The 25,303-nt window shown below is 68.8% G+C and carries 18 protein-coding genes; 13 read left to right on the plus strand and 5 right to left on the minus strand.

The genetic code is table 11. From position 1 onward, the window contains the following. Positions 1–172 precede the first annotated feature (172 nt). The gene (locus H0264_RS29995) at positions 173–355 is read right to left on the minus strand and encodes a hypothetical protein (protein WP_181580660.1); all 183 of its coding nucleotides are present in this window, start codon (positions 353–355) and stop codon (positions 173–175) included. A gap of 474 nt (positions 356–829) precedes the next feature. On the opposite strand from H0264_RS29995, the gene H0264_RS30000 reads away from it, so the two are divergent. From H0264_RS30000 to H0264_RS30010, 3 genes are all read left to right on the plus strand, one after another. After that, a complete protein-coding gene (locus tag H0264_RS30000; RefSeq protein ID WP_244975988.1) occupies positions 830–1,426 on the plus strand; it encodes a DUF2867 domain-containing protein in 597 nt (198 codons plus the stop codon). A gap of 275 nt (positions 1,427–1,701) precedes the next feature. Continuing rightward, the gene (locus H0264_RS30005; RefSeq protein ID WP_181580661.1) at positions 1,702–2,298 is read left to right on the plus strand and encodes a hypothetical protein; all 597 of its coding nucleotides are present in this window, start codon (positions 1,702–1,704) and stop codon (positions 2,296–2,298) included. 265 nt (positions 2,299–2,563) lie between these two features. Next, positions 2,564–2,869 carry a hypothetical protein gene (locus H0264_RS30010; RefSeq protein ID WP_181580662.1) on the plus strand — a complete coding sequence of 102 codons (306 nt, stop codon included), beginning with the start codon at positions 2,564–2,566 and terminating at the stop codon, positions 2,867–2,869. A gap of 387 nt (positions 2,870–3,256) precedes the next feature. On the opposite strand, the gene H0264_RS30020 is transcribed toward H0264_RS30010, so the two are convergent. Both H0264_RS30020 and H0264_RS30025 read right to left on the minus strand, forming a co-directional pair. Next, the gene (locus H0264_RS30020; protein WP_220139864.1) at positions 3,257–5,215 is read right to left on the minus strand and encodes an FUSC family protein; all 1,959 of its coding nucleotides are present in this window, start codon (positions 5,213–5,215) and stop codon (positions 3,257–3,259) included. Between the two features lie 153 nt (positions 5,216–5,368). Further along, complete coding sequence (locus tag H0264_RS30025; RefSeq protein ID WP_244975989.1) at positions 5,369–6,259, minus strand: alpha/beta fold hydrolase; 891 nt, start codon at positions 6,257–6,259, stop codon at positions 5,369–5,371. 312 nt (positions 6,260–6,571) lie between these two features. On the opposite strand from H0264_RS30025, the gene H0264_RS30030 reads away from it, so the two are divergent. Continuing rightward, on the plus strand, positions 6,572–7,519 hold the full coding sequence (locus H0264_RS30030; protein WP_181580666.1) for a phosphatase PAP2 family protein: 948 nt from the start codon (positions 6,572–6,574) through the stop codon (positions 7,517–7,519). A 44-nt stretch (positions 7,520–7,563) separates the two neighbouring features. Here the strand turns inward: H0264_RS30030 and H0264_RS30035 are convergent, their stop codons facing one another. Next, entirely contained in the window at positions 7,564–8,316 is a 753-nt protein-coding gene (locus H0264_RS30035) for an alpha/beta fold hydrolase (protein ID WP_181580667.1), read from the minus strand. Positions 8,317–8,518: 202 nt separating this feature from the next. On the opposite strand from H0264_RS30035, the gene H0264_RS30040 reads away from it, so the two are divergent. Continuing rightward, entirely contained in the window at positions 8,519–8,785 is a 267-nt protein-coding gene (locus H0264_RS30040; protein ID WP_181580668.1) for a hypothetical protein, read from the plus strand. A gap of 39 nt (positions 8,786–8,824) precedes the next feature. Here H0264_RS30040 and H0264_RS30045 read toward each other — a convergent pair whose 3' ends face one another. After that, complete coding sequence (locus tag H0264_RS30045; RefSeq protein ID WP_181580669.1) at positions 8,825–9,394, minus strand: TetR/AcrR family transcriptional regulator; 570 nt, start codon at positions 9,392–9,394, stop codon at positions 8,825–8,827. A 110-nt stretch (positions 9,395–9,504) separates the two neighbouring features. On the opposite strand from H0264_RS30045, the gene H0264_RS30050 reads away from it, so the two are divergent. The 8 genes from H0264_RS30050 to H0264_RS30085 all read left to right on the plus strand — a co-directional run bounded on the left by H0264_RS30050 (position 9,505) and on the right by H0264_RS30085 (position 25,266). Continuing rightward, positions 9,505–10,941: an FAD-dependent monooxygenase gene (locus H0264_RS30050; protein WP_181580670.1), complete on the plus strand. Its 1,437-nt coding sequence runs from the start codon at positions 9,505–9,507 to the stop codon at positions 10,939–10,941. Between the two features lie 114 nt (positions 10,942–11,055). Further along, positions 11,056–11,496 (plus strand): hypothetical protein, encoded by a 441-nt coding sequence (locus H0264_RS30055; RefSeq protein ID WP_181580671.1) that lies wholly within the window; start codon positions 11,056–11,058, stop codon positions 11,494–11,496. 66 nt (positions 11,497–11,562) lie between these two features. Further along, positions 11,563–14,940: a DUF4132 domain-containing protein gene (locus H0264_RS30060; protein WP_181580672.1), complete on the plus strand. Its 3,378-nt coding sequence runs from the start codon at positions 11,563–11,565 to the stop codon at positions 14,938–14,940. A 102-nt stretch (positions 14,941–15,042) separates the two neighbouring features. Beyond that, positions 15,043–16,026, plus strand: coding sequence for an aldo/keto reductase (locus H0264_RS30065; RefSeq protein WP_181580673.1), 984 nt, complete (start codon positions 15,043–15,045; stop codon positions 16,024–16,026). 185 nt (positions 16,027–16,211) lie between these two features. Next, a complete protein-coding gene (locus H0264_RS30070) occupies positions 16,212–19,577 on the plus strand; it encodes a DUF4132 domain-containing protein (protein WP_181580674.1) in 3,366 nt (1,121 codons plus the stop codon). Between the two features lie 125 nt (positions 19,578–19,702). After that, complete coding sequence (locus H0264_RS30075) at positions 19,703–20,431, plus strand: hypothetical protein (protein ID WP_181580675.1); 729 nt, start codon at positions 19,703–19,705, stop codon at positions 20,429–20,431. Positions 20,432–20,526: 95 nt separating this feature from the next. Continuing rightward, positions 20,527–23,835 (plus strand): DUF4132 domain-containing protein, encoded by a 3,309-nt coding sequence (locus H0264_RS30080; RefSeq protein WP_181580676.1) that lies wholly within the window; start codon positions 20,527–20,529, stop codon positions 23,833–23,835. 240 nt (positions 23,836–24,075) lie between these two features. After that, on the plus strand, positions 24,076–25,266 hold the full coding sequence (locus H0264_RS30085; protein WP_181580677.1) for a sensor histidine kinase: 1,191 nt from the start codon (positions 24,076–24,078) through the stop codon (positions 25,264–25,266). Positions 25,267–25,303: the final 37 nt, after the last annotated feature.

Genomic DNA, 25,303 nt, shown 5'->3' on the forward strand with positions numbered 1-25,303 from the left:
ATCAGGGAGCTCCCACGGCGGGAATCCGGACAGATTTCCGCCCTGAGAGCTCCCTCATCATGAGTTCGGCTGCGCGAGTGGCAGATTGGCTGTCGGACCTGCCCGCTAGCGTCCGAGTCGTGTCAGTGAACATAGCTGTCCAGTTTCTTGTCGTCGACCTCGCGGACAAGGCTCAGGCCGAGGCGGTCCAGGCCGCGATCGGCGAGTTGCTCGAACGCGAACGGATCGACGCCGATGTGGCGGTTTTCATGACTGTCTCGCCGCCGTCGCGCCGGACGCCGGCGCAGCCCTGGACATGTTCGACGTCGATGAGGAGCGCGAACACCCAGGACAGGCCGAAGCCATTCGGGCGCACCTGATCTCATGGCTACCGACGGAAGAAGTGAGCTACTACCGAACAACAATCTGACCTCCCCATGCCACTCACCGACAACCACCGCACGCATCCCCGAACCACCCGTTACGCCGCCCAGAACCTGCCGACCGCACCCTCAGGCCGAGTTGAGTGCGTTCGACTGGTCCGTCGACCGTTTGCCGTCGATGCTCGAGCTGTTTCTGTGTGCGAAGCGATTCGCGCCGAATGCCGCTGGGCTGCTTTGGTTTACATGGCTCAGATGCGCAAACGGACCGGCAACCGCCGTCGCCCGAACGTGCCCGCGACCACGTACTCGGGATCCCGGGCCGCGCCGCCGGAGCCTGAGCCCGGTTGGCTGAGATCCCGCGGTACGCCTGAACGACCCGCCGATAGGCCGTGCCGGTCTCAACGGTCTGCGAACTGCGAGACTCGGTGCATGGTTGGAACGGTCATCAGTACCCCGGGCGGTGGAGAGTGGACGACCTCGTGGTGAGACTACCGAAGACCGCGCATTCGGCCCGGCCATGGCGGATTCATGAAATCACGGGTGACTTCCGGCTCGCCGACGTATGGGCGTTGCCGACCCCCGGTGACATCGACGACTTTCCCCGCTTGGTGCGGCAACTCGCGGAAGGCGCCGGGACGCACCGTTCACCGGCGGTCCGCGCGCTGTTCGCGCTGCGCTGGAAACTCGGAAAGCTGTTCGGCTGGGATCGTCCAGACTTCGGCGTCGGCACCGGGGTGCCAACGTTGCGCGACAGGCTGCCGGCGGATCTGCGTGATGCTCCCCCCGGCCCGGCCCTGCACTCGATTCCGTTCACGTCGGTTTACCTGACGCGCAACGAATGGGCGCTGGAGAGCGCGAATCGGACTGTGCACGCAGTGCTGCACGTTGGCTGGGTGCCCGACGAAGCGACCGGCGTCTGCCGCGGCCAGATGGCCATGTTGGTAAAACCCAACGGCACACTCGGAGTGGCTTACCTGACTGTGATCACACCATTCCGCCGTCTGATCGTGTGGCCGTCGATGATCCGAATGATCGGGCGCGACTGGCACGAGGCCGACATGTAACAACCAAGGCAAACGCACGCATCTGCCGCTGCCCGCGCTGCCCGAACCGGCCAGCGCGGTCCGGGCAAAGGTCAACGGGCCGAGCTTGAGCTAGCGCCGACCGAACGCACCATCATGCCGATTCCAGCGTGACTCCAACTGACATGCGCACGGTGCGATCTACTCCGATGACGCATATCAGTTGTCGCGCTATCGTTTCCGACGCTCCGCGTGCCTTGTCGGAGACCGCTGTTACGTTGAAGCGAGGATCTCGTTTCAACTTCTGGAGGGGGCACATGTTCGACGCACGGCTCGCTGAGTTTTCCCGCGAGCGGTTGGATGGCCGACCGATACCCGACGATCTGCGAGTGCTGCTGGTGGCTCAGTGGGAAGGTCGCACCGATTTCGGCCACCTGCTCGACCTCGACTTCTTCGAGGCGGGAGAAGTCAACCCGCTCCTGGATACCAGCTATATGCGCGAAGAGGATCTCGCGCACCCGGAGACGCAAGCCGACAACGCCGGGGCTGCGGAGTTGGCCCGGTACCTCAAGCTCGTGGCGAAAGGGGGAAAGGGATGGGTCGGTTACTGGCTCCACCCCGATGAGCCCGTAAACCGGGGCTGGCGCGTCATAATGCTGGACACCGAATTCACCTTTTGGGGATTGACTGGCTTTAGCCTGGCGGAGGGGGTTGCTGCCGTGCAGGCGGGTTACCAGGACGAGCCCGACGTGCGAATCGCGTTCACGCGGCTGGCCGCCGAGCTCGCCGAGCTCGGTCTGCCGCTGAGCACCCAGGACTACGACGCCCTGGACGACAGCGAGTTCGCGGTGGACGCGGAGGAAGTCCTGGAGGAACTGGTCGAAGCTGAACGCGAGAAACGCGGTCTGGTCTAACCGGCGGCCTCGATGCGCGGCAGCCGGCCGTGGCTTTCATCGAAATCGGCGCGGATGGCTACGAGAACCGCAGGGTCGAAGTTTCCTCCGACGCCGCACCCCACAGCCGAACACACTATTCTGCCGCTGGTCGCGCTGACTGTGCCGGCACGCGCGAAACCGCGGAGGATCGAGTCGCTGTGCTGATCCGAGATCACCTCGGAGAGTTACGATCGTTCGGTTGTGGTTGGTTTGGCACGGTTGTGCCTGTGGTGGGGGGATTCTTGTGGCCGGTTTCTTCAGGCTCGGAGTCGATCTCTTGATCGGCGACCTGAAGTGGTTCGCAATCGGAGGGTTCGTTCTGTTGGTGCTCGCGGCCGTTTTGTGGGATGCGGTCAGCGTTGCGGTTGGCTGGGTGATGGGGTTCTTCCGAACGGGCCACCGGTTCGATGAGGAACGTGAGCAGTCACCGCGCTCGCGCCGCACCACGCGAACCCGCGAGCGCCGCGCAGCCCTCGAGGCCGAACGACGGGCCGCGCTCCGGGCGAAGTATGCCGACAGCAGCCCCGTTCACGCCGACCGGATCGACTGAGGCTCGGCCGGATTCACTGCGGCGCGGACGTGCGATGTAGCTACCTCCGACGCTTGTGCGGGCCGGATCCTCCCTGCGCTGGGTGCTTGGAGCCGGATCCCCCGGAATCAGTGGCGCGCGAAAACGGGGCGCGGGGGTTGGGGTCTTCGTGAAACAGGGGCCTTGCCAATAACTTTCGAGGCGATCGAAAGATGGCGTGCAGGTCTGCACCCAGCGCCGGTGCGGTGGCAACGGGATCCAGCGGAATCGATTGGGGCCGGACATTGGAGAACCTGCTGTGGTCGCTCGATACGGCCTCCGGCAACCGTTTGGCGTGTGCGAGCATGCCGTGGATGTGCGAGATGCAGCCGACCGGCAGCGCATCCGGCAGCGTCGGGTGACGAGCGGTCAGGGCGCGAGTTCGGAGGCGATCGTGAGGGCCGCGCGCACGTCACGGCGCAGCGGTTCGAGCACGTCGTCCTCCTGACTGTTCTCGGGGCGTGCGGGTTGCGATGGGAGCACAGTGGCCGGCTCGCGCAGTCCGCGGGCCAGCGTCTCCAATTGCGCTGCGAGTTCCCGGGATTCGGCGAGGGGTGGCCAGGGTGCGCCCTGCCGCATCCGGATCCGGGCGGCGGTAGTGGTGTCTACGATCTGCTCGACCGCGACGACCAGCGGCATCCATGCCACAGCGCGGGTCCCCATCGGCGGTGGCTCGGTGAGGGCGCGCTGGAATTCCATGCGCACGGCCGACAGGTCGTGGAACAGCTGCCGGCGCATGCGGGCGCGCGCGGACCGGTCGGGCATGCCGGGGGCATCCGGGTCGAGGAAGGCGTATTCGATGTAGCGTGCCGTGTCGGCCACAGCCGCTGCGAGTTTGTCACCGACGCGCGTCGCCCAGCTCTGCGGCCACAGCAGGTAGCCCGCGAACAGCGCGATGGCGCAACCGATCAGGGAGTCGTACAGGCGTGGTGCGACGAGTCCGGCGCCCTGGTGGTTGATGAGGTCGGACAGCAGCAGGATCACCGGTGTGACAGCGGCGGTCTGGTAGCCGTAGCCGCGCGGGGTGAGCACCGGAATCAGCGGGGCGAGCAACGCCATCGCGAGTACGTCCCACCAGCCGCGTGGCACCTGGGTCAGTACGGCCGCGGCGACGAGCAAGCCGGTGGCCGTGCCGACGGCTCGCAGGACCGCCCGCGAGAAGACCGAACCGAAGTCGGGTTTCATGACAAAGGTGACGGCCAGCGCCACCCAATAGGAACGCGGGACCTCGACCAGCGACACCAGCGCCTGGGCCAGCCCGATGCACAGGGCCAGGCGCAGGCCGTAACGCCAGGAAGCCGCGGACAGCAACACCACGTGGGTCGCCTGCAGCAGGCGTTCACGCACGGGCGCGGGCCGGCCGATCTGGTCGTCGGCCGTGCCGGGTTGAGTGCCGGAGAGCAGGGCGGCCGCGTGGCGTACCGCGTCGTCGACGGCCTGGGCGACGGGGTCGTCCGGGGTCGGCAGGTGTAGATCGACCGGTCCGGTGAACCCGCGATCGACGGCGTCGGCGAGCGTCCGCACCGCGTCGGACACTGCTGTGGGCACAGGCCGGTGGTTTCGCTGGGCGAATTGGTGTGCGGCCGGTGCGGCTTCGACGATCGGGACGACGGCGTTGAGGCCGCCGACAAGTCGCACCAGGTCCGGATTGCGGCTGTGGTCGAGCAGCCGGCGGGCCAGGATCAGGTCGTAGGCCCGGTCGAGCGAGCGGGCGAGTTCCTGCCGGGCGGCGGCGTAGGTCTGCGGCTGCGATGCCGCGTTGTCCAGCAGGTTCGCGACGGCGCGATAGGTGTCGGCCACCGCGGCCCGCTCGGGCAAGTCGCCGCGCAGGGGCCAGGCGAGCAGGGCCAGCGCGAGCACGAGCGCACCGCCCGCGCCCATCAGCACAGGCGCCAGCCACCAGGGCCCCGGCATCGGCAGACCGGCGCCGATCACGGTGCTCATCAGCAGCAGCAGTCCGGACGCGGAGGAGACGGTGCCGATCACGGAGATCATCCCCGAGACGAGCGCGATGGCGGTGACGACGGTGACGGCGATCCAGCCGTGCCCGTACACGAGGATGCCGACGGTCAGGCCCAGGGCGCTGAAGAGTTGCGGCACAGCGATATTGAGGACGCGCATGCGGTAGGTGGTCGCGGTGTCGCTGAGGACGCTCGACAACGCGCCCATCGAAACGAGTGCGCCGTATGCGGGATAACCGGTGGCGAATCCGAGTGCCAGCGGCAGGGCCATGCCGAGGCTGGCGCGGGTGGCGGCGGACCAGGGTATGCGAGCGGGCCGTGGCTTCAGCGGCTCGAGGATGCGAGTCAACCACCCGGGAGCGGACACGGCGGACAGAGAATTCCGGCGGGTCATAGCTGTCAGTATGCTGCCGCCGGCGGACGGCCTTCGCATCACCCGCCGACGGCAGCTGTTGTTCTCCCCGTCGCCGGTCGGATCAACTGGCGGTTCGAGGTGGTGTCCGGGTCGGCGTGGTTGCCATCAGGCGGCGGCCGGCGCGAGTCGCGTACGGGGGCTGTCGGTGTCGCTCGCCCGCGTGATCAGGCGCAGGAGTGCCTCGGCGACCTGTGCCGGCTGCTCCAGGATCACCGAATGCCCCGCGCCCTCGATCAGGACCAGATCCGAGTAGTCGACGGCCGCGGCCATGGCGATCGAATGCGACGGCGGGGTCATCACGTCGGCGGTGCCGCAGAGCACCAGGGTGGGGATCCTCGACAGGACGCTCAGTGCGTCGGTGCGGTCGTAGGTCGTGAACGCGGTCAGGAACGCGGCCATCGGCACGATCGGGGTCTGATTGTGCATCGCGTTCGCGAGCGTGAGGACCCGCGGGTTCACCGTGCGATCGCCGAGTTCCGCCGCTCGCACGATCGGCGCGAAAGCCTTGCCCGCCAACTGCTTCGCGTAATGCATGACGCCGGGTGCCCGTCGAACCGCGGCCTGGAACAGTGCGATGGCGGGGTGCCGCAGGAACCGCCCGAGCCCGGTGTCGCCGATCCCGCTCGCGGCTGTCGCGATGAGGCCCATCCCGATGACGCGCGCACCGACCTCGTGCGAGTTCTGGGCGATATAGGTGAGCGCGCTCATCCCGCCCATCGAATATCCCACGAGGACAACCGGACCGACGGGCGCCACCGCGTCGAGCACATCCCGCAGATCCTGCCCGAGCCGCTCCAGGGTGTAGGTCTGCCGTGCGGCCGTGCCCGAATCACCATGCCCGCGATGGTCGTAGCACACGATCCGGACCTGCGGTAACTGCCGGCGCAGCGCATCGCGCACCTGCGTCCAGGACCCGCCGCGTCCGCAATGCCCATGCAGCAGAACAACTGTCAGTTCGGCATCGCGGGGCCCGGACACCTCCACCGCGAGCCTCACGCGGTCTCGAGTCCAAACCGTGACGGGACTGGGGTTCGCGGTGACGGACATCGGACCTCCGGTACGTGGGCTGGACTCCTCCCACTATCCGTCGCACTCGGCCTCGTAATCAGACCCCCGAGTACTACCCGCCACCGACCAAGGTGGAGCAAATCCCCACCAAGGTGAACCCGAGCTCGGCGGCGCTTTCGCGGGGCCTGCCATCTGGTGTTGTACCGCTTGCGGTGGACGGTTCCGGAGTTCAGCCGCACGCCCGCGACTTGCCGTGTGATCTTCGCGCCGAATACGCGACTGGGCAGCAATGATTCAGAAATGCCATCGATCCCTGCGGCGGACGCTCGCTCCGACCGGTCCGCGGCCATTCCCCTGCGGCGATGGCCCTTGATCGTTGCGGCCTCCGCACTCGTTGTGGTCGCGACCTACCTGCTGGCCGTGCGGACCGCCGACGGCCAAGCTCTCGAGAACGCGGCTTTGCGAGGCGCTGACCAGGCGGCGGCCCGCGACGCAACGCAGGCGAACCACACCCTCGACCAGATCACCGTCTATTCCCTGGGGGTCGCGACGGTCATCATCGGCGTGATCGCCGCACTGCGACGCCGCATGGATTTGATGGTCGCGGGGTTGGGCGTGATCGTCGCCGGGCAGGCGGTCGTGCAACCACTTAAGCGTTACCTGCTCCCGCGCCCCGACTTAGTTTCCGCCACAGCCGATTACACGAACAACAGCTTTCCGAGCGGGCACACCACCGCCGCCATGACCATCTTGTTCGCCCTCATTCTGGTCGTCCCCTACCGTTGGCGCGGCCTGGCAATGCTGGTGGTGCTGCCCTGGGCGGTGAGCATCGGCCACTACACGCTCACCGCCAAATGGCATCGTCTCAGCGACACTCTCGCAGCCGACGCGATCGCACTGGCCTTGGCGTGCCTGGCCTCGTGGTGGCTGATGCGACGCGGCGCAGTCCGGCGCTACACCGGACGCGCGCGGATAGTGCCGGTGGCCGTCACCGCCCTCATGGCGCTGGTAGCGACGGCAGCGCTGGCACTCGGCGCGATATTGTGGTGCGTCCCCATCCACAAACAAGGATTCGAGGCCACCGTCCACGGCGACGAATGGGTAATTTATCTCGGCGCAACAAGTTTCGCCCACGCAGGCTCGATCCTCGCCGCCCTGGTCTTCCTCACCGCATGGCACCGGCTGGAAACCGGCGACACTCCGAACAGCGCACCACAACCTCAGACCAGCAGCGCTGCGCTTCCGTGAACACACTCGTCTGCGTCAACCTCCGGCCAGTTCTGACCCGGCCGCTAGTCGGCGAGTTGGGCGACCAGGGCCACGACGTGGTTGAGGTGAGCGGGGGTTGTCAGGTGGCCCATGCCGGTGATGATGTGCGGGTCGATGTTCATGGTGCGGCGCAGGGCCGGGGCCAGTCTGTGCGGTGGGAGGAATCGGTCGTGCTCGCCTACCGCGACCACGCACGGGCGGGTGGCGCGATCGGCCAGCAGAGCTGACGGTAGGGGCGGCGGGGCCAGGGTGGTGCGACAGTTGGCGGCCAGGACGGTCATCCACTCCACTTCGGGCTCGGGTGGTTCCTCGCCTGGCGCGACGAACAGTCGCAGGAGGTCGCGGGTGTGGTCCGTGCTCGGGCGGAGTAGCCATATCGCTGATGCCGCAGCGAGTTTCGGGGCCATGGACAGGCGGATGACGCCTGCGGGGGAGATCAAGGCGCGGGCGGCGATCCGGGGCGAACCGGCGGCGAGGGCCACCGCCGCACCCAGCGAATTTCCCACCAGCACAACGTTGTCCAGGTCTGCGATGGTCAGGATCTCGTCGAGTAATCGACCGTACCAGCGCAGCCGGTGACGCCGCGGCCGGCGCGGATCACTGAGACCGGGCTGGCCGGACAGGTCCACGATCATGGTCGGCCAGCGGCTCGACAGCGCCTGAAGCCACGGTAGAGCCACAGCGGCGTTGAACCCGGTGCCGGGCACGACCACCACACGGGGAGCGCCGATACCCGCAGCGGTCACGTGCACCGATCCGGCAGTGGTGTCCAGCAACGACGTTGTGAGCGGAAAGCCTGCCCGCGCAAGAGTTTCCGAGCACCACCGGCGCGCCGCGAGGCGCCCCCGCGCATTCTTGTACACGCCCTGCATCGCGCCAGTGTGCGGCCATCTCGATGATTTCGTCCAGCCCTCGTCGTCGTGGGTGGCCGACCTCCCTTGACCGCCCGAATAGTCTCAGTGGCGGGAGGCGGTCGCGGTGGTTGGTCACAAGCGCGAGGTCGTCGCGTCGGCCGTGCAGGAGATCCTGAATTACTTTGGTAAGTGCCCGATCTGCGGGCATCCGGCTCGCGCGTGGCGCATTACCGCTGGATTCGACGACGATCGGGTCGAGAGCCAGGATGTTGCCGAATGTGGCGGCTGGTGCGGTTGGAAAGGGCCCGTGCGGGCGACGGCGATGACCGACGGTTCGTTGGTACTCGCGAAGGCGCACAGGACAATCGGGCCGGGTTTGCCTTCCAGCTAGGTCACACGGCGGACGCCTGCGCCGTGCCGTTCGGGAACGTCAACTCTGGGGCCGGCCGGTGAGGTAGCGCTGGATCGTGGGGCCGAGCCAGGCGATGAGTTCGTCGGCGGGCATGGCGACCACGGGGGGTACGCGCAGGACGTAGCGGCACAGGGCCAGGCCGAGGAGTTGGGTGCCGATCAGGCCGGCGCGGGGGATGGCGTCGGCCGGGGGGATGCCGCGGGTCAGGAGCATGGGGACCACCTGCCCGCTGAAGATGCTGCGCATCTTCTCCGCCGCACCCTCGTTGGTGACGGCCGCGCGCAGCAGCGCGGGGAGGGTGTCGTCGGCTTCCCAGCGGTGGAGGGCGAAGGTGATGAGGGCGGTGCCGAGGTCGGTGTCGGGGATTTCGGCGAAATCTGGCAATTGCAGGTCGAATTCGGCGGCGAGGGAGAAGAGTTTGTCCTTGGAGCCGAAGTAGCGGATGACCATGGAGGGGTCGATGCCGGCGTCGGCGGCGATGGCTCGGACGGTGGCGCGGTCGTAGCCGTCGCGGGCGAAGCGTTCGCGGGCGGCGGCGAGGATCGCGGCCCGGGTTACATCGGACCTCTTGGTTGGTTCCGCGGTCATGCCAACGAGTGTAGGCCAACAAGTGTTGACCAAAGCAAGGGCCGGGCTTACAGTAGTCAACAAGCGTTGGCCAACAGTTGTTGACCTGATTGAATAGCTTGGAGGACAGGATGATTCCCGAACAGACCGATGTCCTGGTTATCGGCGGCGGGCCCACCGGGCTGCTCCTCGCGGGGGATCTCGCACGCGCCGGGGTCGCGGTGACGCTGGTGGAGAAGCACGCGCACGGCTCCGATCTCACGCGGGCGTTCGCGGTGCACGCCCGCACCCTGGAGCAGTTCGACGCGCGGGGCATCGCGGAGGAGGTGCTCAGCGGCGGCGCGACCGTGGACAAGCTGCAACTGTTCGGGCATGTCGAGATCGATCTGGCCGGGCTGCTCGACAGCCGGTTCCCGTATCTGGCCATCACACCGCAGACCCATGTCGAAGAGGTGTTGCGCAAGCGCGCGGTCGGACTCGGCGCGAATCTGGTGGGCGGGGCCGAGCTGATCACCTTCACCGACACCGGGGAATCCGTGGAAGCGCAAGTGCGATACGAGGATTCGGTGCACGCCGTGCGGGCGAGCTACCTCGCCGGCACGGACGGCTACCGCAGCCGGGTGCGGGAAACCCTCGGCCTGGAGTTCCCCGGCAAGTCGGTCTTGAAGTCGATCATGCTGGCCGATGTGCGGCTGGCCAAGCCGCCGCAGCAGGTGCTGACGGTCAATGGCGTCGGCGATGCGTTCGCCTTCATCGCCCCCTTCGGCGACGGCTGGTATCGGATCTTCGCGTGGAACCGGCGCAACCAGCTGCCCGACACCGAACCCGTCGATTTCGAGGAACTGCGCGATGTCGTGATCCGCGCGCTCGGAACCGATTTCGGCATGCACGACCCGCGCTGGATGTCGCGCTTCCACAGTGACGAACGCCAGGTCGAGTCGTATCGGGTGGGCCGGGTGTTCCTGGCGGGCGACGCGGCGCACGTGCACTCCCCCGCCGGCGGTCAGGGCATGAACACCGGTCTGCAGGATGCCGCCAACCTCGGCTGGAAACTCGCTGCGGCCGTGCAGGGTTGGGCTCCGGAGGGCCTGCTCGACACCTATCAGGCCGAGCGGCACCCGGTCGGCAGGGAGGTGCTGCGCAGCAGCGGCGCGATCATTCGCGGCGCCATGCTGGAATCGAAGATCGGCCGCCTGGTGCGCAATACCCTTGCCGGAGGCGCGCTTTCGCTGCCACCGGTGGCGCACAAGGCCGCCGGGTCGATCTCGGGCATCGGATTCACCTATCCGCGGCCGCATGGCGCGCATCACCTGGTGGGCACCCGCGCCGCCGATATCGCGCTCACCGATGGTGGCCGCCTGTACGAGGCGCTGCGCGACGGCGACTTCGTCCTGGTGACGCCCACCCCCGTCGCGGCGCAGGCGGCACAGCACGCACGCGTGGTCGTGGCCGCCGACGCGGGACAGCAGCCGCTGCTGGTGCGGCCCGACGGCTACATCGCCTGGGCCGGCGCCGACGGTGAAGCCGATCCCGCTGTGGCCCTGGAGAATTGGAAGCGAGCAGGCTAGATTCCCGCGCCGCGTCCACCGGATTTCAGCGCCCACCTGGACCGTTCGGGTGGGCGCTGCGTCATTCCCTGCAGGGAATCGCACAGGGCATCGCTCTCGAGCAGACTCTTCGACATGAGCAATCGACTGGACGACAAAGCCCTGGCCACCCTCACCGAGCAGTACGTGAACTTCTGGAACGAGGCCGAGGCGGACGCCCGCCGCAAGCGCATCGTGGACCTCTGGGCCGCCGACAGCCGGCAGGTGCTGACCGATCCCCCGCAGGCCATGCGGGAGGCCGTCGCGGAACTGGCGTTCCCGATCCCGGATCTGGAGGTGCGCGGCCACCGTCAACTGGAGGCCCGCGCCACCCGCAGCTACGAGATGTTCATCGCCCCGGGCGAATACGTCTTCCAGGCGCGCGGACGGGCCACCCAGCTGTCCGCCGGACTGGTGGGCATCGGCTGGGCGATGGTCGCGGCCGACGGCACCGAAGCGGGCGGCGGTTACGACATCCTGTCCCTGGACGCCGACGGCCGGATCCGCAGCGACCACCAGTTCATCGATCCCGCCTGAGATCCCGACAGCGTGTCGGCCGCTGCCGCTACAGTCGCTCCGGACGCACTCACGATTCGGGAGATCATGCTCGGGACCGACACCGCCACAACCATTTCCGGCCAGGACGAGGACTGCTGGGAGGCTCCCGCCACATGGTGGGAGCTCGGCATCCCCGCCCGGGGCATCGGCCCGGAGCGGCCGTTGGACTTGAATCCCCGTGCGGCCGAGGAGTTCGCCGAACTCGTCGCGGGCTATCGCACGCAGCTGGCGAAAACGTTCGACCGCATGTCCGACGGATCCCCCGAGCTCGCCGACGCCGCGAGGACAGCGCTGACCGACCCCGCCTCGTGCACACCGCTGGGCGCCGCGCTCCTGACCTACACGCTCGACCAGATACGCAGGCATTGGCCCGGGTACGCGCGCCTGGCCGCGGACTCGTGGGTGCGTCTGCGGGGTCTCGCCTTCGCGGTCGAGGCCGCGGTGTACGACCTCGAATTGCGGAAGAGCATCGGCCGTCACGCTCGCTGGACCCGGCCCTACCGCAATGCGCCTGCACGTCACTGGAATCGCGAGGAATCGAACGAGGACGGCGTCATCCGGCTGCGCGCACATCTGGCCGGCGCTCCCGATCGGGAGTACGCCGAGGCGATCGCTCGCCTTACCGAGTTGCGAAACACCAAGACCCACACCTGGATTCGAGCAACCATCGCCTTTCTCGGTCATACGGAACGGGATTGGGTCGCCGAGGCGGTGCGGGATGTGGTCGCGGGCGCGCACCATCGCTACCGCGACGATGTCCCCCTGCTGCTGGTGGCGGCCTCGGTGGACACCCGGGACGAGCTGGAAACCGTTGCGGCGGCGATGGCGGGCGGCGAACTGCTCGGCTACCACGGCAGGCCCGTGTTCTACGCCGTGCTGGCCCGGTTCGGTCCGGACTGTGCCGGTGTCGTCGATCGGCTGCTCGAGCACTGCGGCGAGTACGACTCGATGCCCACCACCGACCTGTTGGACATGCTCGCCCAATTGCCGTGCGACGAAGCGTTTTCCGCGCTGCTGGCCCGGCACGAGCAGGCACATGCCGCACCCGCGCTGGCCCGGGCCGCCGCCGCGTTCCCGCAGCGTGCCCTGCGGCTGCTGGCACCGCAGGCCGAGCACTCCGCTATGGCACGCGCCCTGCTCCGTTCCGTGGCTCACCGCGATCCGCAGTCGGTCGCCCGGACGCCGTCGGTGGCCGGACTGCTCGAAAGTCCCCGGCGCACGGCCACGATCGACGAGCTCCCCGCGGTGCTGCGCACTCCCCCATGGCTACGCCCTCGCGTTCGCACGAAGCCGCTCGTCGTCGCCGATCTGGTCGCGCCCCGGCCCGCTGGATTGGCCTGGGCAGCAGGCGAACGCGAGGAGTGGGCGCAGCTCCCGGTCGCGGTTTCGAGCCATACCCAAGAGAACTGGCCGAGGGTGATCCAGACCGCGTTGCAGGGCGGTTACTGGGAGATGATGCTGCCCTACGCCTTCGCCGCCGCACCCGCCGAACTGGTCCGGCCCCTGCTGGCCACCATCCGGTCCGGTGCGATGGAACCGCCGGGCGCCGACGCGCTGCGCCGCACCCTCGCCCGCTTCGGTGACGAGGCGATCCCCTATGTCACGGCCATGGTGCAGACCAGGGCGGCCAGTCACGCGAGGATCCTCGCGCCGGTCACCGGCACCGAGGTCACGCTGTCCATGATGCGGTGGCTCGAGGGCAGGAGGACCCACGCACACGCGCTCGCCTGGTTCGAGCGGCACCTGTGCACCGCCCTGCCGGAGGTGATCGCGGCGGCGCTGACCAAGCCCGGCAAGCAGCGGTCACTCGCCGAGTGCGCGCTGCGCACGCTGGCGGCCCGCGGCCATCGTGACGTCATCATCGGTGCCGCACAGGAATTCGGTGACTCCGTGACTGCCGCGGTGAGCACCGTCGTGGATACCGACCCGCTGCTGCAACTTCCCGCCCGCATCCCGGCGCTACCGAATTGGCTCGTCCCGGAAGCGCTCCCGCCGCTGCTGCTGCGCGACCGCAGCGCTGTGCTTCCGGCGGACGCGGCACGGGACCTGTGCACGATGCTCACGCTGTCCGGCCCGCCGGGTGATTACACCGGCGTGGCCAGGGTCACCGAGGCGACCGACCCCGACTCCCTGGCCGAATTCGCCTGGGGCGTCTTCGAATCCTGGCGACTGGCCGACTACCCGGCCAAGGACGGCTGGGTGCTGCACGCACTGGGTCTGCTCGGCACCGATGAGACGGCCCGCCGGCTCGGTCCGTGGATTCGCCGCTGGCCGGGGCAGCAAGCGCATGCGCGCGCCGTCGCCGGATTGGACGCACTGCTGCGCATCGGCAGCGATATCGCCCTCATGCAGTTGCACGGCATCTCCGAGCGCGTGAAGTTCAAGGGCATCAAGACCAATGCCGGGGAGAAGATCGCCGCGCTGGCCGACGAACTCGGCCTGACCTCCGAGGAGCTGGCCGATCGCCTGGTCCCCGCTTTCGGTCTCGATGCCGATGGCACACTGACTCTCGACTACGGTTCGCGTGGCTTCGTCATCGGATTCGACGAACAACTGAAACCGCTGATCTTCGACGCGGCGCGCACCGATGACGGGGCTTGGCGCTCCACGACCGTGCGGAAAACCCTGCCGAAACCCGCTGCGACCGACGACGAGACCCTCGCTCCGGCGGCGTACCAGCGCTTCGCGGCGCTGAAGAAGGAATCGAAATCCGCTGCCGCACAGCAGATCCGTCGCTTCGAGCGGGCGATGGTGACCGGCCGCCGCTGGTCCGCCGTCGACCATCGCCGCCTGTTCGTCGACCATCCGCTGTTGTGGCAGGTGACGCGCCGCCTGGTGTGGGCGGTCTTCGATGACGACGGCGCGGTCCTCGACTCCTTCCGTATGGCCGAGGATCGCGGCTACGTCGGCGCGTCCGACGATGCCACCACCGTCGCCGAGACGGCGATCGTCGGCATCGCACACCCTGTACACCTGGGCGACGACCTCGCCTCCTGGGGCGAGATCTTCGCCGATTACGAAGTGCTGCAACCATTCCCGCAGCTACAGCGGGAGATCCTCGCCTTCACACCGGAAGAGCGCGTTACCGACGCCCTCGCCCGCTTCGAGAACCAGGCCGCAGCCACCGGACGATTGCTCGGCCTGACACAGCGCGGCTGGCGTTTCTTCGACAATCTGGGCGGCTACTGGGCCGGGCTGTCCAAGGACGTGGGTGGCGGCCGCCTGGTCGTCGTCGAGGTCGACGGCGGCCTGGATACCGATCGGGGCGGCGACCGATCCGAGCAGCAGTTCACCGTCCGCCTCCGTGGCAGCACCGTGCCCACCGGCCGGTCCGCCCACGACCCCGGTGACCCGGTGTTCGGCGACTTGGACTCGATCACCGCCTCCGAACTGCTGCGCGACCTGAGCAGGCTCATCGGCTGATAGTCCGGGCTTGACTTGGAGTGCGCTCCAAGCCGTAGCGTCGTTGTTCGTGAGCAGAGCTCACGAACTCGAAGCAACGGCGTCACCAAGGAGGAGTCCCGCATGATCGCGACCAGGAAACTCGGCGAACTGACTGTCGGTGCGCAGGGGCTCGGTCTCATGGGCATGAGCCAGGCCTACGGCGTGCGCAATGACGACAACGAGTCGATCGCCACGATTCACCGGGCGCTGGATCTGGGTGTCACACTGCTGGATACCGCGAATGTGTACGGGCCCGAGACCAATGAGCGGCTGCTCGGCCGGGCGCTCGCGGGCCGTAGAGACAAGGCGGTGGTGGCCACCAAGTTCGGCATCGTGTGGGGTGCGGACGGGTCGATGGGGGCGCGCGGGGATGCGGCCTATGTGAAGCAGTGCGCCGACGAGTCGCTGTCGCGGCTCGGGATCGATCACATCGATCTCTACTACCAGCACCGCGTCGACCCGAATGTGCCCATCGAGGAGACCTGGGGTGCGCTGGCCGAGCTGGTGACCGCCGGCAAGGTGCGCTACCTCGGCATCTCCGAGGCGTCCGCGGACACCATCCGGGCCGCGCACGCGGTGCATCCGATCACCGCGCTGCAGAGCGAATGGTCGCTGTGGACCCGCGATATCGAGGCACAGGTGCTGCCCACCGTCCGCGAACTGGGCATCGGCATCGTGCCGTTCTCGCCGCTCGGCCGCGGCTTCCTGACCGGCGCCATCACCTCCACCGCCGATCTGCCCGCCGACGATCTGCGCCGCCGCCTGCCGCGTTTCGCCGACGGCAATATCGACGGCAACCTCGCGATCGTGGCGGCCCTGCGCGAGCTGGCCGAGGAAAAGGGCGTCACCGCAGGACAACTCGCCCTCGCCTGGGTGCACAGCCGCGGCGACGATGTGGTCCCGATCCCGGGCACCAAGCGCCGCACCTACCTGGAGCAGAATGTGGCCGCCACCGAGATCACGCTGACCGCAGCGGATTTGGCGCGTATCGAGGCCGCGGCCCCGGCCACCGCGATTTCCGGCGACCGCTACCCGGAGGAGCTGGCTCGCGCGGCGGGTAAGTAACGCACCCCGCGCGGCGGTAAGCCACGGGTCCTCACGCGGCGGGTGAGTGTCCGTCGAAAACGGCCGGCGGTCGGCGAGTGTCCCCTCGAATCCCGTGTATTCGACTGGAGCGGATCGGCATCGGTGTGCGATGTCGGTGGCGGTCGCTACAGTCGCTGCGTCAACGCTCCACGATGCGAGGGACCATGCTCGACGCCACAACGACTTTCGACTCCGGCCGGCTCGATGAGGATCGCTGGGAGACGCCCGGCGAATGGCTGCGCTGGGCCGTGCCGACGCGCGGTGTGACGCCGCCGCGGGGTGTCACGCCTTCGCCGACGGCCTCCGCTGATTACGCGGATCTGCTTGCCGCACACCGTGATCGCGTGGTCGAAACCCTCGAGCAGACCGCTCTGCACGGGGACGCGGTGCTCGCGCGAGCCGGGCAGGAGGCGCTCGCGGATCCGGCGGCCTGTTCACCGCTCGGCGCGGCCGTGGTCACCTACGCGCTGGAGAAGCACGCCCCGAGTCGGAACAGCGCGGCCGACGCCTGGGTCGCCGAGCGCGGGCCCGCGTTCGCGGCGGAGGCCGCCGCATGGCACGCGAGCTTCACAGGGCAGTGGTTCTGGGACAACACCGCTCGCCGCCGGGTCGCGTGGCTGGAACAGCTGCCGCTGGACCGTCTGGATGGTTATTGGTCGGTGTCGACCCCGGTGATCGAGATGCGCGCACATCTGGCGGAGTTGCCGGAGGCGGAGTATCGGGCGATCGTCGCGCGGCTGGAGGTGCTGCGGAATACGCCGGGCGGCTTGGCCATTCGGCTGGCAACCTCGTACCTCGCACCGACGGAGGAGGTATGGGCGCACCAGGACGCGGCGGAGGCGGCCGGGTATTCCGGGAGCCGGCACCGCTTCAGCGCCCTCACGGCCTCGGCTCTCCCCCTGGCGGATCTGGAGACCCTCACCGCGGCGTTGTCCCCGGAGGATTTCGACCTCGCCGGCTCCCCGGACGCGCATCTGCTTGTGGCACTGCTGCGATTCGGTCCGGACTGCGCGCCGGCGCTGGAACGCATGCTGCGGCATCGCGGCAACAGCGGCCATACCGCAGCCGGTCTCGCGCGGTTCGTGTCGCGTTTTCCCACCGACTCGGCGTTCAGCGCGGTGCTCTCGCAGATCGGTCACCGCGAGGTGGTTCCGGTGGTGATCGAAGCGGCACAACGCTTTCCCCGACGCGCCTTGCGCCTGCTCGGTGCGCAGGCGGGCACGTCACCGTTGATCCGGCAGATCCTGCGGGGGCTGGCGCACGCGCATCCGGGCCTGTTCGCGCAGTTGCCGCCCGATGTGGCCTACGCCGACGGACGCCGGACGGCGGCCCCGGACGAGGTGCCGGAGATCCTGCGCAACCCACCGTGGCAGCGCGTCCGCACCGCAGGTAAGCAACTCACGGTCGCGAACCTCACCCCACCGAGTACCCCGGCCCTCGTCTGGCTGCCGGGTGAGCGCGAGGACTGGCTGAACATCCGCATTCGGGTCTGGGACGGCTACGCGAGCGACTGGGAAAAGCACCTCATCAAGGAGGTGCGGACGAATACCCGCTACGGCGGGGAGCTGTCGCGCCTGTTCGCCGCGGCCCCTGAGGAATTGGTGCGCCCGCATCTTGCCACCGTCACCTCCGGTCGCGCCTGGCATGACGAGGGCGCCCTGCGCCGCATTCTGGCCAGGTTCGACGCGGAGGGCCTGCCCTACGTGCTGCGCGCCGTGCAGACGGATCCGATCCAGCTGAGCGCCATTCTGCTGCCCGCGGTCGGCACCCCGGTCACGCAGGCGATGACGCGCTGGCTGGACGGCCGGAAGACCCGCGCCGACGCCCTGGCCTGGTTCGAGCGGAATCTCGCTGCGGCACTGCCGGATCTGATCGCGGCCGCGCTGGCCAAACCGGGCAAGGACCGCCGGCTGGCCGAGAACGCGCTGCGACTGCTCGCCCAGCGCGGCCGTCGCGCTGAGATCGAGAGCGCCGCAGCGGCATTCGATTCTCCGGTGGCCGCCGCCATCACCTCGGTGCTGGACACCGATCCGCTGCACGTGCTCCCCGCCAAGATCGCGAAACTGCCCGATTGGCTGGTGCCCGAGCTGCTTCCGACACTCGCCCTGCGCGACCGTGACACCGTGCTGCCCGCCGCCGCCACGCGGGAGGTGTGCACCATGCTGTCGATGTGCGGGCCGAACGGCGACTACGCGGGCATCGCGCATCTGGTCGAGGCCACCGATCCGGCCTCGCTCGCCGAATTCGGCTGGGCGCTCATGGAACTGTGGCGGCTGGCCGGATACCCGAGCAAGGACGGCTGGGTGCTGCATGTGCAGGGACTCGTCGGCAATGACGACACCGCCCGGCGGCTCGGCACGCTCATCCGCGTATGGCCGGGCGAATCCGGCCATGCCCGCGCGGTGTCGGGCCTCGGCGTGCTCACTGCGCTCGGCACCGATCTCGCGCTCATGCAGTTGCACGGGATCGCCGAGAAGGTGAAGTTCAAGGCGCTCAAGTCCAAAGCGCAGGAGAAGGTGGCCGAGGTCGCGGCCGGGCTGGGCTTGACGCCCGAGCAGCTGTCCGACCGGCTGGTGCCGGAGTTCGGGCTCGACGCCGACGGCAGCCTCATGCTGGATTACGGCCCAAGGGGTTTCATCGTCAGCTTCGACGAGCAGCTCAAACCGACAGTGTCCGACGCGATGCGCGCCGAGGACGGCGTCTGGCGGCTCGGCACCGCTCGCAAGGCCCTGCCCAAGCCCGGTGCGAAGGATGATCCGGAGCTGGCCCCCGCCGCCTACAAGACCTTCTCCACGCTCAAGAAGGAGGTGAAATCCGCTGCGGCCGACCAGATCCGGCGTTTCGAACAGGCGATGGTGACGGCCCGGCGGTGGACCGCCGCCGAGCACCGCCGGTTGTTCGTCGAACATCCCCTGGTCTGGCATCTGTCCCGGCGGCTGGTGTGGATCATCGAGGAGGGCGGCATCGTGACCGGCTCCTTCCGCATCGCCGAGGACCGCACCTACACCGACGCGGCCGACGATCCCCGCACCGTCGCCGACGACGCCGTGGTCGGCTTGGCGCACCCGCTGCACCTGACGGACAGCCTCGCGGCCTGGGGCGAACTGTTCGCCGATTACGAACTGCTGCAACCGTTTCCGCAGCTCCAGCGCGAAACCTACAGCTTCACGGCGGAGGAACGCGCGAGCGACAGCCTGCCGAGGTTCCAGAACCTATCCGTCCCCACGGGACGACTGCTGGGTTTCGATCGTTTCGGCTGGGAGCGCGGCCCGGTATGGGACGGCGGCGTCTGGGCCGAACTGGTGCGCCCGCTCGGTGACGGCCGCTCGGTCGTCATCGATATGGACCCCGGCATCTACGCCGGCGACGCCCACGACTCCCCCGAACAGAAGATCTCGGTCCGCATGGCCCCCACCGGCCACGAGTACCGTCTCGACCGCACCGAACACACCCGCACCTTCGCCGGCATCGAAGCCGTCACCGAATCGGAGCTGCTGCGCCAGCTGCATCAGCTGGTCGCGGGGAAGTGAACCGTGCGGCGGAATCGGGCCGGTGTCCGGCGAGCTGATTCGGGTGACGGCTGCGGAGGTCTTGCGCGAGCTGGTTACCCTAACTAACTGAGTCACGCGCTTTTCGAAAACTGGGGAGGGCCAGCATGTCGGAACCGCACTACTTCGGAACGGGCGAACTATCGGAGTTCCTCCGGATGCCGCCATGGGAACGCGCTGTGCCGCGCACGGTCGTGCTGCCCGGACTCCGCCCGCCCGCACCACCCGCCCTGCACTGGACCGACGGCGAACAGGCCCGCTGGGAGCGGGCCTGGATGCACGACGACGAGGAACCCGGCGACGGCTGGCAGGCCGAGATCGACCGCGTGTTCGCGGCCCGCGAAGCGCACGGGGAGCAGGTCCCGTGGTTGCTCGCCGCCGCCCCGTTCGAACTCGTCGAGCCCTACGGCCACGTCCTGAACTCGATCGATTTCGGCGGCCGCGGCCTGTCCACCCTGCGCCGCGTCCTGGCCCGTTTCGGCGACAAGGCCGTCACCGTCATGGTGCGGGCCGCGCAGCGCGATCCGGACAATGCCTCGGTCCTGCTCCCCGTCGACGGCACCGCGGCCACCTTCGTCATGGCGCGCCTGCTGCGGGGCTATCGCACCCAGCGTGACGGCCTGGCCTGGTTCGCCCGCCATATCGGCACGGCCGCACCGGATCTCGTGGCCGCCGCCGTCGACGCCCCACAGCGCCAGCGCACCCTCGCCTGGACCACCCTCGACACCCTGAGCCGAGTCGGACACCGCGAGGCAATCCATTGCACCGCAGCCGAATTCGGCGCGGACGTCCTCGCGGCGGTCGAGACCCGGCTGCGGCCCCGCCAGTCGGCATAACCGGCCCGGTTCGATCGCCGGTGCCGATCCCGCCGCCCTGTCGGTACCGGTCGCTACAGTCGGGGCCGAATTGCCGAGTAGAGACGGGGGATTCGATGACAACCGCTGATTCCCGGCCGGCTGCCAGGGAGGGCAGCGCGGACGCCGAGGACGCGTTCGAGCCGACGGTCAAGCAGCGTCAGATGCTGCTGTACCGGCGTGACGGATTGCTGACGCCGCCGCAGCCGTCGTTCGATGCCGCCGAGGTGGCGGTGCGGGCGGATGCCTGCCTGGAGTTCTATCCGGCCGCGGTGCAGGAGCTCGAATTGCGCGATCCGGAGCCGCTTCGCCGCACACCGCCGGGGCTGCCGGGCGGGGTGGCGGAGTTGCCGGTGGAGGTGGCCGCCGCGCTGCTGGCGCGGCGCACCTACCTCGGCTGGGGCGACGGCACGGTGTCGAAGCGCCGCAAGTACGCGGATTCCGCTGCGCTGTATCAGCATTGGAGCGTTACACGCGGGCTGGAGTATGCCGTCGAAGTAGCGGTTCGGGCGCATACCGGGCCGCTGTGGCTGCCGCCGAACGAGTGGATGCGGGGGCAGCCGCACGATGGGGTGCTGGCCTTCGGGGCGCTGCGGAATCTGCTCGCCGCCTGCTCGCCCGAACAGCTGGATCCGGTGCTGGAACTGCTCGAGCGGCTGCGCGCCGGGTCGGATCAAGCCCGGGTCGTGGCCTCGTATCTGCTGCCCTCGCAGCGGGATTGGGTGGAGGCGGACATCGCGATGGTGGGTGAGAGCTACCACCTGGCCAATGCGCGCATGCTGGTGGACAGTGCCTGCGACGTCGATCAGCTGGATCGGCTCGAGCGGATGTGCCGGAAACTGTGGCTGCCGGTCCGGGAGATCGCGCTGACGGCCCCCGCCACGGCGATCACCGTGGTGAACGGCGTGGGCTTCGATGCGGCGGCGGCACTGGCCTCCTGGCTCGACCACTACGACCTGCCGCGGGATTTGAAAACCGCTGCGGCCGAGGCACTGTCGGTGATCCCCACCGAGGCCGCGTTCACCGCGCTGGCGGCCCGCTCGGAGACGCCGCAAACGCGACCGGCGCTGCGGCAGGCTACCCAGCGTTTTCCGCGCCGGGCACTGCACCTGCTCGACGCCGCCGCGCACAAGGACCTCCTGCGCGAACACATCGAGGCACACCCCGATCTCGTCCGCGCCGAGCTCGGCGAGCTGCCGCACGCGACAGTCGCACTCGCGGAGAGGGAGCTGGCGGCCATCGCGGTCCGCAACACCGACACCGCACCCGAGATTCTGCGAAATCCGCCGTGGGACGCGCGTAAACGCAGAAAGGCCGGGACTGTCGCCGGACTGGTCGCACCGTCCGGGGTGCACTGTGCGTGGTTGCCGGGGCAGCAGGAGGAGTGGCGCGGCCTGGTGCGCCATGACCAGTACCGCGACGTCGAGAAGACGCTCGCGGGCATCGGCGATCGGCGCTACCTCACCGGCGAACAGCTCGGCGCGCTGGTCCTCGCCGGACCCGAACGGGCGCTGCCGATACTGCGCACGGTCGACCGATTCCCGCTGTGGAATGCCGAGCCCGCCCTGCGCGCCGGTGCGGCGACGTTCGAAGCGGAGTTCCATCATGTTGTCGCGCAACTGAATCGGGACAGCCCGCGCGATGCGGATGTGGAAGACCTGGTGCTCGTCTACGCCAGCGCCGAACTGGTCGACGTGGCTGCCGCGCGGCTGGACCGGCGAACGTTGCGGGGATCGGCGCTGCGGTACCTGCGTCGGCACAGCCGCTTCGCCGCGCAAGTGTTGATTCCGCGCGCCGTCGGCACCGCGGCCAAGGATCGACGCCTGGCCATCCGGGTGCTGCGATTGCTGGACGAGCTCGGTCATGGTGATGAAGTGCGTTCCGCTGCTGTGGAATACGGCCAGAACGCCGAGCAGGCGACGGCCGCGATACTGGCCGCCGACTCCCTCACGCTGTTGCCCACCCGCCTGCCCTCGATTCCCGAATGGGTGAATACGACCGCGCTGCAGGTGGTTCGCATGCGCGACGGTCAGCTCATCTCACGGACGGGCATCGAGAACCTGCTGATCATGCTGATGCTCGCCGATCCCCACGAACCGTACGCCGGTGTCGCGCAGGTGCGCCGGGAGTGCGACGAGACCTCACTCGGCGACATGGCCTGGGAGCTGTTCCGCCAGTGGCAGCAGGCGGGCGCACCCACCCGCCACGGCTGGGTGTACGACGCGCTGGGTTCCCTCGGCACCGACCACACCGTGCGCGATCTGCGAAAGCACGTGTTCGACAACCGATCCGATCCGCGGTCGGTGAGCGCGCTGGACGCTTTCGTCGCCATCGGCACCGACAGCGCACTGCTGGCCCTGAAATTTCTCGGCGAGAAGGTCCGCACCAAGCGGGTGCGCGAAGGCGCGCAGGAACGCATCGCCGCGGTGGCCGAACGTCTCGGCCTCACCGCGGATCAACTGGCCGACCGTCTCGTCCCCGACCTGGGCCTGAACGCCGACGGCACCGCCGTGCTGGACTTCGGCGCGCGCCGATTCGTGATCGGCTTCGACGAACAGCTGCGCCCCACCGTCGCCGCCGAGGACGGCAAAACCCGCGCCGCACTGCCGAAACCCAATGCCAAGGACGACGCCGCCCTCGCATCGGAAGCCCAGCGCGAATTCAACCGTGTGAAGGCCGGCGCGCGAGCAGTGGCCGCCGACCAGATTCGCCGGCTCGAACGCGCCATGGTCACCCAGCGCCGCTTCACCGTCGAGGAACTGCGCACCCTTTTCATCGCCCACCCCCTGCGCTGGCATGTGACCCGCCGCCTGGTCTGGGGCGTATATGACGGCGACACACTGGTTTCCACCTTCCGCATCGCCGAGGACCGCAGCTTCGCCGACAGCCACGACAGCGAATTCATCCTCGACGAGGCGGCAGTGCTGGGCGTCCCGCATCCGATCCAGTTCCCCGACGAGGCGGCGGCCTGGGGCGAACTCTTCGCCGATTACGAACTGCTCCAGCCCTTCCCGCAACTCGGCCGCGAAACCTACACTCTCCCGGTCGAATTGCTGGCCGTCGGTCGTATCCCCGACACCGGTCGGGAGGTCGAAGGCCCCCGCTTCCTCGGCCTGACCGCCCGCGGCTGGCTGCCGCCCGAAACCGGCGACGGCGGCGCCGTCCACGAATTCGAGAAGCCCCTCCCCCGAGGCCATTACCTGCACCTCTCGGCCAACCCCGGCCTCTGGTCCTGGGCCCTCCCTTCCTCCCCGCCGCAAACCTTCACCGCCCACCTACGCCCCACCCGCCGCACGACCGGCAACCTCACCTTCGCCGACCTGGACCCGGTCACCACCTCCGAAATCCTGCGCGACCTCGCCTGGCTGAACGGCGAAATACCGTAGGCGCGCTGTTCCAGCAAAGTGACGTGCCCGGCCGACAGACGACAGCCACCGCGGTTCGTGCGGCGATGTCGTCAGCGCAACCCTCGTCATCCCGGCGTGTCCTTGGCCGGGATCGACACGGATAGCGCACGTTGCTCTATGGATCCCGGCTGAAAGCATGCCGGGATGACGGCGGCTAGGAACTCGGTAGCACGGCCACAGCGGCGATAATGCGGACATGACTGACGCGGAGCGCACGCTGTGACGGCGGTGGCGGTGATCGTGGCCGGGCTGCTGATCGCCGGGGCGGTGCTGGCGTGGCCGCGCACGCGGCGGACGGTGACCACGTCGGCGGAACGGGCCGTGCATTCGACGCTGCATACCGCTTCACTGGCGGCTCGGCCGTTGCGGGCCGGGCTGACCGTGGAGTCGGCGGAGGAGGCCGCGCCGCATTTGCGGGCGTTGACCGGGGCCGCGGCGCTGGGGGTGGCCGATCCGGAGGGTGGGCTGCTGGCGTGGGATGGGGTGCACGGGGATCTCGATGAGGTGTTCCTGGATGCGGCGCGGCAGGCCGTGGCGGGTGAGCGCCGGATTCTGGTGATCGCGGGCGACAGCGGGGAGTATCCGCGGCGCACGGTGACCGCTCAGCCGCTGCTGATCGAGGACACCGGTGTGGTGGGGGTGCTCGGGATCGTCACGGGCGGGCAGCCGGAGCCGGGGATGCTGGGGGCGCTGGCGGAGGTGGCCCGATATGTGTGCGGGCAGCTGGAATTGGCGGAGTTGGATGCGTCGCGGGCACGGTTGGACCGGGCCGAGGTGCGGGCGCTGCGGGCGCAGATCAGTCCGCATTTCATCTACAACGCGCTGAACACCATCGCGTCGTTCGTGCGCACCGATCCGGGGCGGGCGCGCGAATTGATTCTGGAATTCGCGGATTTCACGCGGTACTCGTTCCGGTCGGCCGCCGAATACACGGTGCTGTCGGACGAGTTGAACAATATCGACCGCTATCTCGCGCTGGAACGGGCGCGCTTCGGCGACGCCCTGCAGGTGCGATTGCGGATCGCGCCCGAGGTGCTGGGAGTGGTGCTGCCGTTCCTCGCCTTGCAACCCCTGGTCGAGAACGCGGTCCGGCACGGGCTCGCACCGCGGCCGGGTGGCGGCACGGTGAGCATCGCCGCCGTGGACGAGGGCACCGACTGCGTGATCAGCGTCGAGGACGACGGCGTCGGCATGGATCCGGAGCTGCTGCGCTCGGGTGCGCTGGACGCGGTCGAAAGCAGCGGCGGCCCAGCCCGATTCGAGGCCGCCCATGTCGGTCTCGCGAATGTGGACGACCGTCTGCGGGCCGCCTTCGGCAATGACTACGGCCTGGTGGTGGAGACCGCGCCCGGGGCGGGCACCAAGGTGAGCATGCGGGTACCCAAGTTCCGTGCGGGTATCACTGCCTGACCGGACTTCGCACGGGTGCCCGACCCGACCTCGCCCG

The sequence above is a fragment of the Nocardia huaxiensis genome (genome assembly GCF_013744875.1).
Taxonomy (GTDB): Bacteria; Actinomycetota; Actinomycetes; order Mycobacteriales; family Mycobacteriaceae; genus Nocardia; species Nocardia huaxiensis.